Source organism: Methylobacterium sp. CM6247, from assembly GCF_054817925.1.
This window is the reverse complement of the sequence record NZ_JBTXKX010000003.1, coordinates 1,980,784-1,996,374: the sequence shown is the minus strand read 5'-3', so window position 1 is coordinate 1,996,374 and position 15,591 is coordinate 1,980,784. Positions and strand designations below refer to the sequence as shown.

Annotated in this window: 11 protein-coding genes; 6 read left to right on the top strand and 5 right to left on the bottom strand. The window is 67.9% G+C overall.

Annotation, left to right across the window (positions count from 1 at the left end; all coding sequences use genetic code 11):
• Positions 1-26: 26 nt before the first annotated feature.
• Positions 27-1,892, bottom strand: coding sequence for an ABC transporter ATP-binding protein (locus ACYQOP_RS10205; protein ID WP_461222311.1), 1,866 nt, complete (start codon positions 1,890-1,892; stop codon positions 27-29).
• Between the two features lie 219 nt (positions 1,893-2,111).
• On the opposite strand from ACYQOP_RS10205, the gene ACYQOP_RS10200 reads away from it, so the two are divergent.
• Together ACYQOP_RS10200 and ACYQOP_RS10195 are read left to right on the top strand one after the other, a co-directional pair.
• Positions 2,112-2,723 (top strand): ComEA family DNA-binding protein, encoded by a 612-nt coding sequence (locus ACYQOP_RS10200; protein ID WP_056434609.1) that lies wholly within the window; start codon positions 2,112-2,114, stop codon positions 2,721-2,723.
• Positions 2,724-2,991: 268 nt separating this feature from the next.
• Positions 2,992-3,207: a hypothetical protein gene (locus ACYQOP_RS10195; RefSeq protein WP_461222310.1), complete on the top strand. Its 216-nt coding sequence runs from the start codon at positions 2,992-2,994 to the stop codon at positions 3,205-3,207.
• A 181-nt stretch (positions 3,208-3,388) separates the two neighbouring features.
• Here the strand turns inward: ACYQOP_RS10195 and ACYQOP_RS10190 are convergent, their stop codons facing one another.
• Positions 3,389-5,500, bottom strand: coding sequence for a TonB-dependent siderophore receptor (locus ACYQOP_RS10190; RefSeq protein ID WP_461225279.1), 2,112 nt, complete (start codon positions 5,498-5,500; stop codon positions 3,389-3,391).
• A 697-nt stretch (positions 5,501-6,197) separates the two neighbouring features.
• Between ACYQOP_RS10190 and ACYQOP_RS10185 the strand changes: the two genes are divergently transcribed.
• Positions 6,198-8,618, top strand: a complete 2,421-nt coding sequence (locus tag ACYQOP_RS10185) for a caspase family protein (RefSeq protein ID WP_461222309.1) — start codon at positions 6,198-6,200, stop codon at positions 8,616-8,618.
• A 62-nt stretch (positions 8,619-8,680) separates the two neighbouring features.
• Here ACYQOP_RS10185 and ACYQOP_RS10180 read toward each other — a convergent pair whose 3' ends face one another.
• Together ACYQOP_RS10180 and cysS are read right to left on the bottom strand one after the other, a co-directional pair.
• Positions 8,681-9,298, bottom strand: coding sequence for a hypothetical protein (locus ACYQOP_RS10180; RefSeq protein ID WP_461222308.1), 618 nt, complete (start codon positions 9,296-9,298; stop codon positions 8,681-8,683).
• Complete coding sequence (gene cysS, locus ACYQOP_RS10175; protein WP_311276613.1) at positions 9,295-10,677, bottom strand: cysteine--tRNA ligase; 1,383 nt, start codon at positions 10,675-10,677, stop codon at positions 9,295-9,297. The genes ACYQOP_RS10180 and cysS overlap by 4 nt, the downstream gene beginning before the upstream one ends.
• A gap of 368 nt (positions 10,678-11,045) precedes the next feature.
• Between cysS and ACYQOP_RS10170 the strand changes: the two genes are divergently transcribed.
• On the top strand, positions 11,046-11,387 hold the full coding sequence (locus ACYQOP_RS10170; protein ID WP_056434739.1) for a hypothetical protein: 342 nt from the start codon (positions 11,046-11,048) through the stop codon (positions 11,385-11,387).
• 82 nt (positions 11,388-11,469) lie between these two features.
• On the opposite strand, the gene ACYQOP_RS10165 is transcribed toward ACYQOP_RS10170, so the two are convergent.
• On the bottom strand, positions 11,470-11,949 hold the full coding sequence (locus ACYQOP_RS10165; protein WP_419951416.1) for a CreA family protein: 480 nt from the start codon (positions 11,947-11,949) through the stop codon (positions 11,470-11,472).
• 208 nt (positions 11,950-12,157) lie between these two features.
• On the opposite strand from ACYQOP_RS10165, the gene ACYQOP_RS10160 reads away from it, so the two are divergent.
• Together ACYQOP_RS10160 and ACYQOP_RS10155 are read left to right on the top strand one after the other, a co-directional pair.
• On the top strand, positions 12,158-13,168 hold the full coding sequence (locus ACYQOP_RS10160; protein ID WP_461222307.1) for a DUF2865 domain-containing protein: 1,011 nt from the start codon (positions 12,158-12,160) through the stop codon (positions 13,166-13,168).
• A gap of 231 nt (positions 13,169-13,399) precedes the next feature.
• Complete coding sequence (locus tag ACYQOP_RS10155) at positions 13,400-15,550, top strand: OmpA family protein (protein WP_461222306.1); 2,151 nt, start codon at positions 13,400-13,402, stop codon at positions 15,548-15,550.
• Positions 15,551-15,591 lie beyond the last annotated feature (41 nt).

Sequence of the window (15,591 nt, the reverse complement as noted above, 5' to 3'; positions counted from 1 at the left end):
GTCGCGGAAGCATACCCGCCGGCGCCTCAGCGGTAGCCGGCGGCCTGCAGTTCGAACAATTCGGCGTAGCGCCCGCCCCTCGCCTGAAGTTCCTCGTGTGTTCCGGCCTCGATGACCTTGCCCCCGTCGAGGACGAGGATGCGGTCGGCCATGCGCACGGTGGAAAAGCGGTGCGAGATCAGCACGCAGCTGCGGCCACGGCTGAGATCGCGAAAGCGCTGGAACACCTCGAACTCGGCGCGGGCGTCGAGGGCGGCGGTGGGCTCGTCGAGGATCAGGATCTCGGCCTCGCGCATATAGGCCCGGCTGAGCGCGATCTTCTGCCATTGGCCGCCGGAGAGGTCGACACCGTCGGCGAAGCGCTTGCCGAGCGGCTGGTCGTAGCCCAGCGGCAGGCGTTCGATCACGCCGTCGGCGAGGCTGCGCCCGGCGGCACGGGCGATGCGGGCGGCGTCCTCACGCTCCTCGATGCGCCCGACGGCGACGTTCTCGGCGGCGGTGAAATCGAAGCGGACGAAATCCTGGAAGATCACGCCGATTCGGGCGCGCAAGTCGTCGAGGTCGTAATCGGAGAGCGGCCGGCCATCGAGCAGCACGCGGCCCTCGGTGGGGTCGTAGAGCCGGGTCAGGAGCTTGACGATCGTGGTCTTGCCGGCCCCGTTCTCGCCCACCAGGGCCAGCACTTCCCCGGCGGCGAGGCGGAAGCTCAAGGACCGGACCGCCCAGGTTTCGGTGCCGGGATAGCGGAACCCGACCTCCTCGAAGACGATGCCCTCGGTGATCGGCTGCGGGAACGGCACGGGACGCTCCGGCGAGCGGATCAGCGGCACCACCTCGAAGAACGAGAATAGGTCTTCGAGATACTGCGCCTGCGAGGAGATCTGCGAGAAGCCGAGCAGCAGGCCCTCGATCAGGCTGCGCAGGCGCTGGAACGAACCGGCGAGGAAGGCGAGGTCGCCGATGGAGAAGGCGCCCGCCACCGTGCGCCAGACGATGGTGGCATAGGCCGCGTAATAGGCGAGCGTGCCCAAGGCCGCGAAGAGGCCGCCCCAGCCGGCCCGCCGGATGGCGAGGGAGCGGTTGTCGTCCAGGAGCTTGGCGGCCACGATCCGGTAGCGTTCGGCGATATAGGCGTTGAGGCCGAAGAGCTTGACCTCCTTGGCCGATTCCACGCTGGCCCCGAGATAGCGCAGATAGTCGATCTGCCGCCGCTCGGGAGTGCGGGTCCAGGCGAGGCGATAGCCCTGCCGGTTGAAGTAGAGCTCGTTCAGGAAGGCCGGGACGAGGGAGCCGGCGAGCAGCAGGATCAGCCAGGGGGCGTAGGCGGCTAGACCGATCCCGAAGGCGACGAGCGTGATGAGGTCCTGCCCCTGCCCGAAGAGTTGGAACAGCAGGTTGGAGCGCCCGGTCACCTGCCGGCGGGCGCGTTCGAGCCGATCCTGCTGGGCGCTGTCCTCGAATTGCTCGAGGTCGAGGGCGGCGGCGTGGCGCATCAGCCGCAGGGTGGCGGCATTGGCGTAGCGGTCCGCGACCAGCCCGTCGGTGAGGGTGCTCAGCCGCCCGAGCAGATCGGACAGGATGGCGAGGCCGAGCTCCACCGCCACGAGACCGGCCAATCGGGCGAGGGCCGGGTCCGCCATCCAACCGGCGATGCCGGTTCCGGCGGGATGGGGCCGGGCATGCTCGGCCACGATGGCGTCGAGAATGAGCTTGCCGAGATAGAGCATCAGCACCGGCAGGCTCGCCCGTGCGAGACGCAGAGCGATGCTCGCCATCAGCAGGCGCGGGCTCGCGGCGTAGACGAGGCGAAACAGCGCCGGCAGGTAGCGCAGGGCGCCCACGCGCTCGACGACGAACCGGTTCAGCAAGGGGGCGAGGGAGGCGGTGGACATCGCGGCGGACCATGACGGGAGCGACCGCGCCCGTCGATGCGTCGTAGGGTGCACGATAAGATTCCCACGCGGTGTCGGCGTGACGGCCTGAGGCGACCGGCGGGCTCAGTCGATCCGCTTCATTGTGCACACGCCTGAGGACATCGGGCATGACGGCAAGACTTTGCTTTGTGTCCCATGTTAGAATCTCGCCTGCATTGTGCGCGTGAGGCGGGTTGGATGCTCAGCGGTTCGACTCTTCTACGGGTGGTGGTGCTCTTCGTCGCGGCGGCGGCGCTGGCGGGTCTGGTCCAGGCCTTCTGGCCGCAGGGTGCCGACGCTCCGCCCCCCGCGCCGACGGTGCAGCGCACCGAGCCGACCAAGGCCAGCCCACCGAGAACCGTCGCGACTGCGCCGCAACCTCGCGCGGAACCGGCACCCGCCGCCCCGCAGGAAGCCCCACCGGCCTCCGTCCTGCCGCCCTCGCCGATCCGGCCGCTGCCCCGGCAGTCCGCACCGGCCGGCTCGCCGGAAGGAACGGGGAATTCCACACTGAACCCGCCCCCCCTCCCCTATGGCGGCCCGGTGGCGCCCCTGGCCGAGAGCCCTCCGCTGAACGCGACCCCGTCGGAAACGCAGCAGGCCATCGACAATGCGGGGCCGGCGGCGGTGTCCGTGGTGGATCTCAACACCGCCTCGGTGGCGGAACTCAACGGCCTCAAGGGTGGCGGCATGATCGGCCGCGCCATCACCCAGCGCAGGCCCTACGCCTCGGTGGATCAGCTTCTCTCGAAACGCGTCCTCAGCCGGTCGACCTATGAGCGGATCAAGAACCAGGTGACCGTGCGTTGAGCGATGGAGGCCGGCTTCGTGCTGGCATCGAACGCCGCCGCTCCGTAAGATCGGCGAAACGACGGTGGGTTGCAGCCGTGCGACCCGCCAGAGGGACAACGAGGTGTCGGAGCCGGATGGGTGAGGTGCGTGCCATGACGGCTCGGCGAGGGACAGCCCGGTTCACCGGCATTGCGCGGACCGTTTTCGCAAAGCCCGCTCCGCCATCCACGGGACAAAGCCGCATCCCACGCGCCCGATGCACCGGAAACGCTTGAAAGGACCCGATATGTTGACACAGCCCAGCAACATCACCCTGCGCGACGATCTCGGGGTGACGGAGACCTCCGAGACCGACAATGTGGTGCGGTGGGATGGCGAGCGGCTCTATGTCGAGCACGACATTTATCACAACGGCCAGCTCGTCCATAAGAAGTACCGCAAGAACGTCACCGAGCCCGTGGCGAGAGCGCTCCAGACGCTGATCAATCGCGCCAAGCAATAGGCGAGCAAACAATAGGCGCGACGGCGTCAGGCCCCACCGTCGCAGGAGACCGCCGCGCCACGGGCGGGATCGGCCCTGCCGGGGCCGGTGATGGGGCCGCCGATCTCGGTCGCCGCACCGCGTCACATCCCGCGACCGGCCGGGCGCGAGGTGTGACTTGCGGCAGGCAGCGAGCCTTACCTCAGTAGCGGGCCGTCACGCTGGCGAGGACGGTGAGCGGTGCGCCGGGGAGATTGTTGAACTGATTGAAGGGCTGCTCGATGTAGCGGCGATCCGTGAGGTTGCGGCCGTTCACGGCGAAACGCCATGTCGGGTCGATCTCGTAGAACAAGGTCGCGTCGAGGCGCGCATAGGCGCCGACCTTGTAACTGTTGCTGATGTCGCCGAAGCGCTCGCCCACATAGGTGACGCCGCCGCCGAAGCCCCAGCCCCGCATCGGGCCGCTCTGGAACTGGTAGGTCGACCACAGGCTGGTGCTGAAGGTCGGGGCAGCCGGGAGCCGGTTGCCGATGGCGATCGTCGTATCCTGCGTCACCTTTGCATCGAGATAGCCGATACCGCCGATGATCCTCCATCCGGGCAGGATCTCACCCGCAATGTCGGCCTCGACGCCCTGCGAACGCTGCTCGCCGGTGATGATGGAGAAGCGGCTGTCGGAGGGGTCGGTCGCGGCGACGTTCGCCCGAACGATCCGGAAGGCGGCGGCGCTCAGGGTGAGGCGATTGGGGATCAGGTCGACGCGCGTGCCGATCTCGACCTGCTCGCCGGTCTCCGGCGCCGGCGTAAGGCCACCGATGACGTTGGCGGTCTGTGGGGTGAAGGAGGTCGTGTAGCTTCCATAGACGGTGAGCGGCTCGATCGGCCGCCAGACCAGGCCGACGCGCGGCGAGGTTCCGGTGACGTCCCGCGTGGGTGGGACGGTGTTGTTGGTGAGGGTGCGCTGGAAATACAGCTGGTTGGCCGTATCCACGCGGACGCCGAGGACGAGTTGCAGCCCCTGGGCCAGCTCGATCTGGTCCTGCATGTAGGTACCGACCATGAACAGGTTCTGCCGCAGGTCGCTCTGCAGGGCGAGCGTTCCGATCTGCGGTATCGAACCCCGGATCGGGTTGAGGAAGGAAACCGCGCTTGCTGTCCCCTGCTGCGTATAGGGATGACGGTAACCGTCCACGATTTCGACGCCGAACAGGGCCGTGTGGCGGAAGCCGAACAGGTCGAAACGGGCGACGGCCTCCGTCTGGCTGTCGATCGAATTGTAGATGGACTCGACCTCGGAGAGACGCCGCGTCAGCGACGCCCCGTTCGCGCTCACCCCGGTGGCGCGGGTGGCCAACACATCGAACTGGCCCCACTGGCCGTTGATCACCTGCCGCAGGGTCAGGCTTTCGTTGACGTCATGCTCGGCCCGCAGGGTGATGGAGTTCGATTCTCCGTAATACCGGGACCATGACTCGCCGTAGTAACGGCGGATATTGTCCAGGGGCACCCGGCCCTGGAAAGCGGTGAGACCTTCGTCATACTGGCTGTGCTGGCGCGAGAACTCGGCACTCAGGGAGATCCGCGTCGATGCATCGGGCGTCCACAGCAGGGACGGCGCGAAGAAATGCCGCGAATTGGAAGGGCCACCGAAATCCCGGAAGGTGGGGTCGTCCTGCGTGGCGAAGCTGAAGCGGGCGGCGAGCCCTTCCGTCCCGGGAACGGCCCCCGTCACCGAGCCTTGAAGCCGCCGGAATGCGTAAGACCCGCCCTGCAGGGTGAGGTCCGCGGAGGGCGTGAGCATGGGCTGGCGCGTGACGATGTTGATCAGGCCACCGGGATCGCCCCTGCCATAGAGAACGGAGGTGGGGCCCTTGAGCACTTCCACGCGCTCGACATTGGCGAGGTCGCGCTGTGTCGGCTGGAAGGTGTTGGCCGGATTCAGCAGCACGCCGTCGATCGCGTAGGTCTGCGTGTTGAAGCCGCGCAGCACATAGGTGTCGGACCGGCCCTGGATGGTGCCGGCGGGCTGGACATTGCTCACATTGGTGAGCGCATCGGTCAGGCGGACGTCCTGCTGGTCGATGAGCACGTCACGGGGCACGACCTGGACCGATTGCGGAGAGTCGCGCAGGGCGGTGTCCGTCCGGGTCGAGGTCGCGGAACGGCTCGCCCGGTAGCCGGTGACGGGGCCGTTCGCCCGTTCGCCACTGCCGATCACCGACAATTCCGACAACACCACCGCGCTCTCGGCCGGGAGCACCTGGGCTCGCGCACCGGAGAACGGCACGACACCGATCGCCAGGATGGTCGTCATCTTCAAGACGACGAGCGGGCGCAGCACTGTGCTGCAATATAATTCTTCTTTTAGCTTATTCATGATGTCGTCGTCTCAAGTCTCGGCATGTCTTGGCCGGCATCGAGATCTGTAGAAGGACAAAGCTGTTCGCTACAAGCACGCCTCATCCATCATGAGTGGGCGTAATCAAGTTCTTAAACACCTGTTGTAATTCCACTACTCTCTGGAAAAGCTCCAAACTATTCCTTATCGACAAATTAAAGATGTTCATTGTAGTATATAAGTAAATATTTTTCCCAAAAATAGCACTAAGCGCGACGCCCTCTGCCTAGCGAAGACTTCCATGACCGACAATGTCGTACGTTGAAAGGACGCGTGGGCCGATAAGGAACACGACATTCGGCACAACGGTCGGCTCGGTGATGGAAAGTGCCGCCGGAACGTCACCGAGGGTGGCGAAAGCACTCCGGGCACCGATCGATCGTGCCGAGTAAGAGCGGACATCGAACGTAGACCTTCGATCACCGGCCCAGCGGACAGGCGCATCCCTGAGTCGCGATCGTCGCCGCTCGGAGCGAGGATTTGGTAAGGCCGATTCCGGTCATCCCTGGACGAGGCCCCCCTCCTGCACGATTGTGCGATGGCTCGCGCTCTGGTCGTCCGCGATGCTCCGTATGATGTCGCTCGCAGCGTGATGCGGCGGAGGTTCCCGGCGATGGTCCTGTCCCGATATGTCGCCGTCTTCGCGGCCCTGTTCGCCGCCCTGCTGATCTCCGTGCCGGCACAGGCGCAGCAGACCGAGACGCGCATCGCCCTCGTGGTCGGCAACGGCGCCTATGAGGGGGCGCCCATCGCCACCGCCGCCAACGATGCCGGCCTCATCGCGCAGACGCTGCAGGCGGCGGGGTTCGACGTCGTGGGGGCGCGCGACCTCGACGAGGATGCCCTGCGCAAAGCCCTGCGCGACTTCCTCGACAAGGCGGCGGCCTCGGGGCCGGACACGGTGGCCTTCGTCTATCTCGCCGGATACGGGCTGCAGCTCGAGGGCGAGACCTTCTTCGCGCCGGTGGATGCCCGCATCGCCACCGCCGTCGACGTTCCGGTCGCGGCCCTGCGGGTATCGGACTATCTCAAGCGCCTCTCCACCGTGCCGTTGAAGGCCCGGTTCGTGGTGCTCGACGCGGCCCGCGCCAACCCGTTCGTGAAGACGGGCGAACCGCTCGCCGGCGGTCTCGCCCTGGTGGAGGCCGAACCCGGCAGCCTCATCGCCTACAACGCGGCGCCCGGCACCGTGGCGCCGCCCGAGACGGGGGCCTATGGCGCCTATGCGCAGGCCCTGGTGGAAATGATCCGCGAGGGCGGCCTCCAGCCGGCGGCGCTCTTCGACCGGGTGCGCCTGCGGGTGAACGAGACCACCAAAGGCGCGGCCATGCCCTGGGACGATGCCCGGATCGAGGCACCGTTCGTGTTCTTCGAGCGCAATGCCGACGCGCCCGCCCAGGCGCAGCCCGAGCCGACCGCGCCCCTCCGCGACCGCCCGTTAGGCGAGATCGGCGCGCGGGACGCCTATTCGGTGGCGGTCGAGCGCGACACGCTGCAGGGCTACCAGGATTTCCTCGGGGCCTATCCCGACGACCCGATGGCCAAGCGCGTGCGCGCCATCGTGGCCGCCCGGCGCGAGGCGACGACCTGGCGTCGCGCCCTGTCGTCCGGCACGCAGGACGCCTACTGGTCCTACCTCTCGCGCTACCCGCGCGGACCGCACGCGGCGGATGCGCGCCGCCGCCTCGCCCGTCTCTCCGCCCCGCCGCGACCGCCCGAAGCCTTCACCGCGCTCTCCTTTGACCTGCATCCGCCGCCGCCGGAGGAGGAGAGCTATTTCGACCGGCAGGTCGTCGCCTTCGACGACCCGGCCTATGCCCTGCCCCCGCCGCCCCCCGGCGTGCTGGCACCCCGTCCGGCCTATATCGTCGACATCGCGGCGCCGCCGCCCGAGGACGAGCTGTTCGCCCTCCCCGTCCCCCTCTTCGAGCCGGTCCCGGCCTATGTGAGCGCACCCGCCTATATCGTCGCGCCGCCGGACAACGTGATCTACCGGAACATCCACAACACGGTCGTGATCAACGAGATCAACCGGCGCGTCATCGAGCGGCCTCGCGGACCTTCGGCCGCCGCGATCATCGGAGGTGCGGCCGGTCTCGGAGCGGCGGCACTCGCCGCCCGAGTGGCGCTGCCGCCCTCCCTGTCGCACCGCGCCGGCCGTCACGACGCCGGTCACAACGCCGACGGCCCTCGCCGCGACCGCTCCGGCCTGCAGCCGGGCGCCCGCGACGAAAGACCGAACGATCCCCGCATCGGCCGCCCGCTCCCCGCATTGAGCACCCCAGATCCGCGCGCCGCGCGGCCGGACCCGAAGGCTTTGCCCGAGCCGAGGCCGGTCGCGAACACGCGCCCGTCCGGCGACGTCGGCGGACCGCCCGACCGAGTGCACGCGGGGGACGGCAAGACCGGGCCGGACCGGAAGGCCGCCATCGACCGTCGTGCCCCGCCCGATGCGGTGAACCCCGGCGGACCCTTAGCCGGGCGCGGCAACGCCGATCCAGCCGACCGCGCAGCCTTGCGCCCGGAACGGATCGAGCGCCGGGAGGCGGCCCGCGCCGCCGCCAAAGCCGAACGACCGCAGCTGCGTCCCGCCCTCGACCAGCCGCTCGTCGACCGCGCCCGCGAGGGGCGTCCGGGGCACGATAGAGTGGCCCGGCCGGGTTTCGAGCAGAACGGCCCAGAGCGCGTCAGACGGGAGCCGGCCAACCCCAATCGCGAAGTGCCCGGCCAGCCGCCGCGACGCGGCCCGGATTCCGATGCCCTGCAACGCCAGCAGCAGAGGCTTCAGATCCAGGAGGCCCGCCAGCAACAGCGCATGCAGATGGAGCAGCAGCAACAGGCCCAGCGCCAGCAAATGCACCAGCAACAGCAGATGATGCAACGTCAGCAGATGCAGGCCCAGCAACAACAGCAACAAGCCGCCCAGCGGCAACAGATGATGCAGCAGCAACAACAGGCGGCTCAGCGCCAGCAGAGGCAGGCTCCGCCATCGGGCGGGAACCCGAACTGCCATCCGGGCCGACCCTGTCGCTGAGGCGGAGGCGACGAAGCGGAAGGCGGACGATGCCCGCCGGAAGACCTTGTGTCCGCGCCCCCCTACGCGTGTGTCGGCATCGGCTGCGGCAACGTCCGCAGGTCGCCGGGCTGGCTCGGGTCGATCTCACCGACGAGGGCCGGCTTCGTGTCATAGAGACCGGAAATGGCTTCAAGGGCGGCGATCGCGTCCTGATTGATGCCCCAGCGCGTCACCGTCGCCACGAAGGCGCGTGTCGTCATCAGCGTCACGGGGAACTCCACGTCGAGGAAGAGGGTCGCGACCTTCCGATCTTCGTAGAGCACGACCGCCGAACTCGCCTCGGTCGGGTGCCAATGCGCCACGAACTCGCGCAGAGCCTGCTCGCCGGAATCGCGCAGGGCTGACTTGAGCAACGCATCCCCCGCTGGAGTCCGCGGCCGGGCGCGCAGGGCCGCGACACCGATGCCGACCACGGTCTCGACCCGGAGCGCGGCTTCGCCGAGGCCATCGATCCAGGCGGCGATCTCGGCAGCAAAGGGCTTGGAGAGGTCACCGACCACCTCTTCCTCGACCCGGTCCACCAGTACGATCCGCCGGTTGAGACCGCGCAGCGTATAGAGGATGCCCGCTGCGGCGAGCCGGATCAGAGGCCCCGCATCGGCGACGACGATGAGCTTCCGGTCCGAGGGGGCGATCATGGCGACACCGTCCAAGTGGTGGTGCCGTCCTTGTTGTCCTTCACGGTGACGCCCATGGCGGCGAGGGCGTCGCGGGCGCGGTCGGAGGCGGGCCAGTCCTTGGCAGCGCGGGCGGCGCGGCGGGCCTCGATCGCGGCTTCCACCGCCGCCACGTCGACGCCGGCAGCGGCGATGGCTTTATCCTCCCGCGCGGATTTCGTGCCTGCGAGCAGGCCGAGCAGGCCCGCACCGGCCTTCAACGCGGCTGGGTCGTCGAGGCGGTGCAGCTCGGCGAGGGCGGCGGCGGTGTTGAGATCGTCGAGGAGCGGCTCCACCACCGAGGCCGGCGCCTCGGGTCCGGCGGTCACGTCGCCGACGATGCCGTACCAGCGGTCGATCATCTTCGCCGCCTCCTCCAGCCCGCGCACGGTCCAGTCGATGGGCTGGCGGTAATGCGTCTTCAGCATGGCGAGGCGCACGACCTCCCCGGGCCAATCCTTCAGCACTTCGCGCAGGGTGACGAAGTTGCCCAGCGATTTGGACATCTTCTGCCCCTCCACCTGGAGGAAGCCGTTATGGAGCCAGACATTGGCCATGACGTCCGTCGAAAAGCAGCAGCGCGACTGGGCCACCTCGTTCTCGTGATGAGGGAAGATCAGGTCGAGACCGCCGGCATGGATGTCGAAGGTCTTGCCCAGATGCTTCCACGACATGGCCGAGCACTCGATGTGCCAGCCCGGCCGCCCCGGCTCGGCGATGCCGGCCGGCGAGGGCCATGACGGCTCGCCGGGCTTGGAGGGCTTCCACAGGACGAAATCCAGGGGCGAGCGCTTGTAGGGGGCGACCTCGACCCGCGCGCCGGATTCCATCTCGTCGAGGGGCCGCTTCGAGAGCGCGCCGTAATCGGGCATCGAAGGCACGTCGAACAGCACATGGCCTTCCGCCACATAGGCATGACCCGATGCCACCAGCCCTTCGATGATCGTGTGCATCTCGGTGATGTGGTCGGTGGCGCGGGGCTCGATGAAGCGCGGGCGCTCGCCCGGAACGTTCACGTCCTCGGCCATCAGCACGCCGAGGTCGCGGATGTCGCCGTGAAAGGCGGCGAGCGTCCCGTCAGTGAGTTCCCGGATGGTGATGCCGCGCTCGGCCGCGCGGGCGTTGATCTTGTCGTCCACATCCGTGACGTTGCGGGCATAGGTGACATGCGCCTCGCCGTAGAGATGGCGCAGCAGTCGGAACAGCAGGTCGAAGACGATGATCGGCCGGGCATTGCCGATATGGGCCGCGTCGTAGACCGTCGGTCCGCAGGCATACATCCGCACATGCGTCGGATCGATCGGCGCGAACGGCGCCTTCTCGCGGGTCAGGGTGTTGTAGAGCCGCAACATCGGCGCCATGAAACCGTCTTTCGTAACCCTGGAACGCGACCGTGCCGCCACCTGTGGAGGCCGCCCGTCCCCATGCCCTAAATCCCGAGAACCGATCAACTTTTACGATTCGCGAGGCACATGCCCCCGAACCGAGGTGATCGGACAAGCCGGATGCCAAGCTCCCTGCGTGTTGCACGGAGGCGACGGACCCTGCCGAGCAACTGGGCTACCCCAAAACGGTGATGAATTCGAGAACGACGCCGGGAGAGCTTCGGTCAAGGTCGCGACGATCCGGAAAGGATTTGTTTACCGACGAGGCCGAGATTTTCCCAAACGCGAATCCTCCCATCCGGTGAATCCCGCCTTTCGTGGATCCCGTCATCAAGGTCTTGCCCATGCGACGCTCGGCTGCCGGTCTCGGCGCTCTCTGCGCCTTTGCGCTCATTTCCTCCGCTGCCCTGGCCGTCGATGACGGCGAGAAGCCGGCCCGCGTGCCCGGTCAGGTGGAGAAGACGTTCCTGATTCCCGCCGGCGAGGGTTACGGAGTCGGCGAATGCCTGGTGGCGGGCAGCGGCTCCTGCGGACAGGTCGTGGCCGATGCCTGGTGCGAGGCGCAAGGCTTCGCCGTCGCCGGCTCCTTCGGCGTGGCCGCTCCCGAGGACTATACCGGCACCATCGATCAGCCGCCCGCGCCGAAGCCCGTCGAGCCGCCGATCCGCATCACCTGCAAGGACTGATCGGCAAGGACTGATCTGCAAGGATCGATCCCGGTCGTTCGAGGCGGCCCGGCCCGATGCCGGCGCCGCCTCCGGAGCCGGATCAGCTCTTGAAGAAATCGCCGCAGCGGGGCGGCGCGTCGGTGGTGCCCCAGGGCATCAGCGGCACCGCCGTGGTGGAGTTCTTGGGCGAACCCTGGATCACCTTGTCGGAATAGACCATGTAGATCAGCGTATTACGCTTCGCGTCACAGCCGCGGACGATCTGCATCGACTTGAAGATCAATGACCGTCGCTCGCTGAAGACCACCTCGCCCTGTTTCAGCTTGTCCTTCGGATTCTTGAACGCCACCGGGCCGACCTGCCGGCAGGCGAGGGAGATGTCGGAGACGTCCTCCGCGAGGCCGAGCGTGCCCTTGATGCCGCCCTTCTCGGGCTGCGTGTACCAGCAGGCGATGCCGGAGACCTCCGGGTCGTCGATGCCGTAGACCACCAGCTTGTCGTTGGGGGTGAGCGGACGCCACACGGTGGATTTATCGAAGATCCGGTCCGTATCGTCTGCGCGGGCCACCGCTCCGCCCATCGCCAGCCCGGCCAACCCCACAGCCACCGCCCTGCTTGTGAGACTCCGAAGACACATCATCACACCATTCCCCTCAAGTTTGTCGATGGGCATGTGGGAACACTGTCCCGCTCTCGCGAGGGCGGTTAGACAACCTTTGCTAAAGCGCTCTTCCGTACCCTGTCCGAGGGCCGGAACCGCCCAGCTTCACACCCGTTCCTGACAGGTCATGCCGCTGATCCCTCCACAGATCCGCAAGCTCGTCGCAACGTTCGGCGCCGCCATGGTCGCCATCGCGTTCGGGACAGCCGTGCAGGCACAGGCGCCCAACGCCCAGTGCCAGCGATACCGCTACGAGCTCGCCAATCTCAGCGACGGCGCCAACACCGCCCGCGCCCTGCAGAACGAGATCGGCCGGCTGGAGGCGTATTACCGGACGCTGAGCTGCGAGGGCGGCAAGTTCCTGTTCTTCGATTCGCGCCCCCCGCAATGCGGCGCGGTGGAGCAGCGCATCCGGGCGCTCCAGGCCGGGTACGGCGCGGAGAACGGCGAAGTCACCGCCGCCCGGCGGCGTCAACTCACGGCGGCCATTGCATCCTCCTGCGCCGAGACCGGGCAGAAGGTCGTGGACGGCCCCGTGGGCGAGCAGCGCGGACGGGGCGGGGCGCAGGTCGTCTGTGTCCGGACCTGCGACGGCGCCTACTTCCCGATGAACAATCTGCCCGACGGTCGCGAAGGGGCAAACGAACTGTGCCAGGCTCTCTGCCCCGGCACAGAGGCGGTGGCCTATTCGATGCCTCATGGCGATGACGGCCTGAAACAGGCCGCGTCGATCAAGGGCAGTCGTGCCTACGTCTCCCTCGCCAACGCGTTCAAGTACCAGAAGAGCTTCACGCCCGATTGTTCGTGCAAGAAGGCGAACCAGACCTGGGCTCAGTCCCTGGTGAAGGCCGAGAGCATGCTCGTCCGGCACAAGGGCGACATCTTCGTGACGCCGATGCAGGCGGAGGCCATGTCGCGGCCGAAGGTGCGCGTCACCCTCGCGGGCCGCGCGGACAAGACCGTGGCCGCCATCGCCGCCGATGCGGCGACCCGGAACGGGGCCATCCTGTCCGAATCCGGTTCGGTTCGCGACGGAGCCACGGCTCAGACGCCCCCCCCTAGCGGCGAAGAGCGCGCCAATATCCGCATTATCGCGCCGAACATGATCGCGGCGCCGGCTCGGTCGATAGCGCCCTAGAGGCCATCGCCGAAACGCCGAACGAACGAGGCAGCATTCCCCCGCGAAGTCACCGATCGCACCGAGCGTCATGGGCGTAACTCCCTGACGGTGAACGGTTTTCTCCGCCTGCCACGACTTTGAAGCCGCGCAGGGCGGCAGAGTACGGGCGAATGATCCGGGAATGAATTTGGAACCATCCCGGCTCCATTCGGTTCCGATGGCCACATCAACCTTTGTGAGTGACCATCCATGCGGAACCTCCGCCTGCTCTTTCTGACCGGCACCATGCTGCCGGCCCTGATCCTATCGGGCCCCCTTTCGGCCAGCCCCGACAATGGTGGGCCGGGCGTGATGCTGCTCGCGCAGGCAGGTCCCGGAGCCGAGCGCGGTGATCCGCGCGGAGGCGGCGATGCTCCCCGTGGCGGCGCGGCCCGGCCCGAGAGAGCCGAGCGTCCCGAGCGGGCGGAGCGGCCTGAGAAAGCGGAGCGTCCCGAGCGCGCCGAACGTCCTGAGAGGGCTGAACGTCCTGAAAGGGCGGAACGTCCCGAGCCGCGCCAGGAGAAGCCCCCTGCCCGCGAGGAGCGCGCCCCGGCCGAGCGGCCCGCGCGCCCTGATCGTCCCGAGAAGCCCGACCGTGCGCCGGCCGAACGGCCGACCCCTCCTGCCGCGCGTGAGCGCGATGCGGATCCGGCCCCCGCCCGTCCGGCACCCAAGGAGGCTCCAGCTCCCCGCGAGCGTGCCCCCGCTGCTCCCGAGCGCGACGCGACACCCGATCGTCCCGCCCGCCCGGACCGTCCTGCCCGGAACGAGAAACCCGATACGGGCGCCAAACCCGATCGCGGCGACAAGCCCGAGCGCGCCGACAGACCCGACCGGGAGAACCGGCCGGAGCGTGGAGACAAGCCGGACCGGAATGAAAGGCCGGACCGGAACGAGAAGCCCGAGCCCGCCCGCCGCACCGGACCGGACGCGACGCCGGATGCCAAGACGCCTGATGCAAAGACCCCGGATGCCAAGACCCCGGATGCCAAGACGCCTGACACCAAGGCGCCGGATGCCAGGACTCCTGACACCAAGGCGCCGGACGCGAAGCCTGCTCCGAATGCCCGTCCCGGGGTTCCGGGAAAGCCGTTCGTCCCGCCGGGTCAGGCGCAGGACAAGAACGACCGTGACGACAGGCGCGGGGACGACAAGCGGGGCCCTGACGATCGACGTGGCTCCGATGACAAGCGTGGCTCCGACGACCGGCGCGGCCCGGATGACCGGCGCGGCACGTCGGACGACAACCGGCCCGGCACGCCCAACCTTCCCGGAAATACCGACCGCACCCCGGCAGCGGGCGATTCCGATCGGCGCAGCGAGATCGAGCGCCGCGACCGTGAACGCCGCGAAGCGTTCGAGCGCAAGGACGAGCGGGACCGCCGTGACGTATTCAACCGTCCAGGCCGGCCCGGCTATGTCGAGGGCGGGTTCCGCGGCAACGATGTCCGCAGCTACGACGAGGTCCGCCGTGACCGGCGCGAGTTCAACGAGGGTGGACGGACCTATATCCGCGAGCCCGGCCGCATCATCGTGCGGGACCGCGACAATTACTTCATCCGTCACGACGAGAACGAGCGCTTCCGGTACCTCGACCGCGGTGCCTACCGCAGCGAGCGTCGTGGCGGCGACACGATCACCTATCTCGACCGTCCGGGCGGCATTCAGATCGTCACCGTGGTGGACGATGACGGCCGCCTCGTGCGCCGTTCGCGCCGCTTCCGCGACGGCCGCGAGGTCGTGATCATCGACAACGGCTTCGGCGGTCCCCAGCGTCCGATCTACGAGGATGTCGTCGACCTGCCGCCGCCGGACATCCGCATTCCCCGCGACCGCTACGTGGTGAATTACGAGGGCGCCGACGAGCGGCAGGTCTACGAGGCCCTGTCCGCCCCGCCGGTGGTGGCGGTGGACCGCCGCTACACGCTCGATCAGGTGCGCTACAGCCCGCAGCTGCGGGCACGGATGCGCAGCGTCGACATCGATACGATCACCTTCGATACTGGATCGTTCGACGTCACACCCGATCAGGCCTCACGGCTCGGCAACATCGCGGCGGCGATCAACCAGGCGGTGAAGGCCAACCCGCAGGAAGTGTTCCTCATCGAGGGTTACACCGATGCGGTGGGCAGTGAGGTAGACAACCTGTCGCTCTCGGATCGTCGCGCCCAGTCGGTAGCGACGGTACTCAGCCAGAACTTCCAGGTGCCGCCGGAGAACCTGACCACCCAGGGCTATGGCGAGCAATCCCTGAAGGTGAACACCCAGGACGCCTCGCGGGAGAACCGTCGGGTCACGGTGCGCCGCATCACCCCGCTGATCCAGCAGCAGGGCGAGACTGCGGACGCTCCGCCCAAGTAAGTCGGCTTAGCTGCATTGTCGTGACGTCACGGGCCGCATGT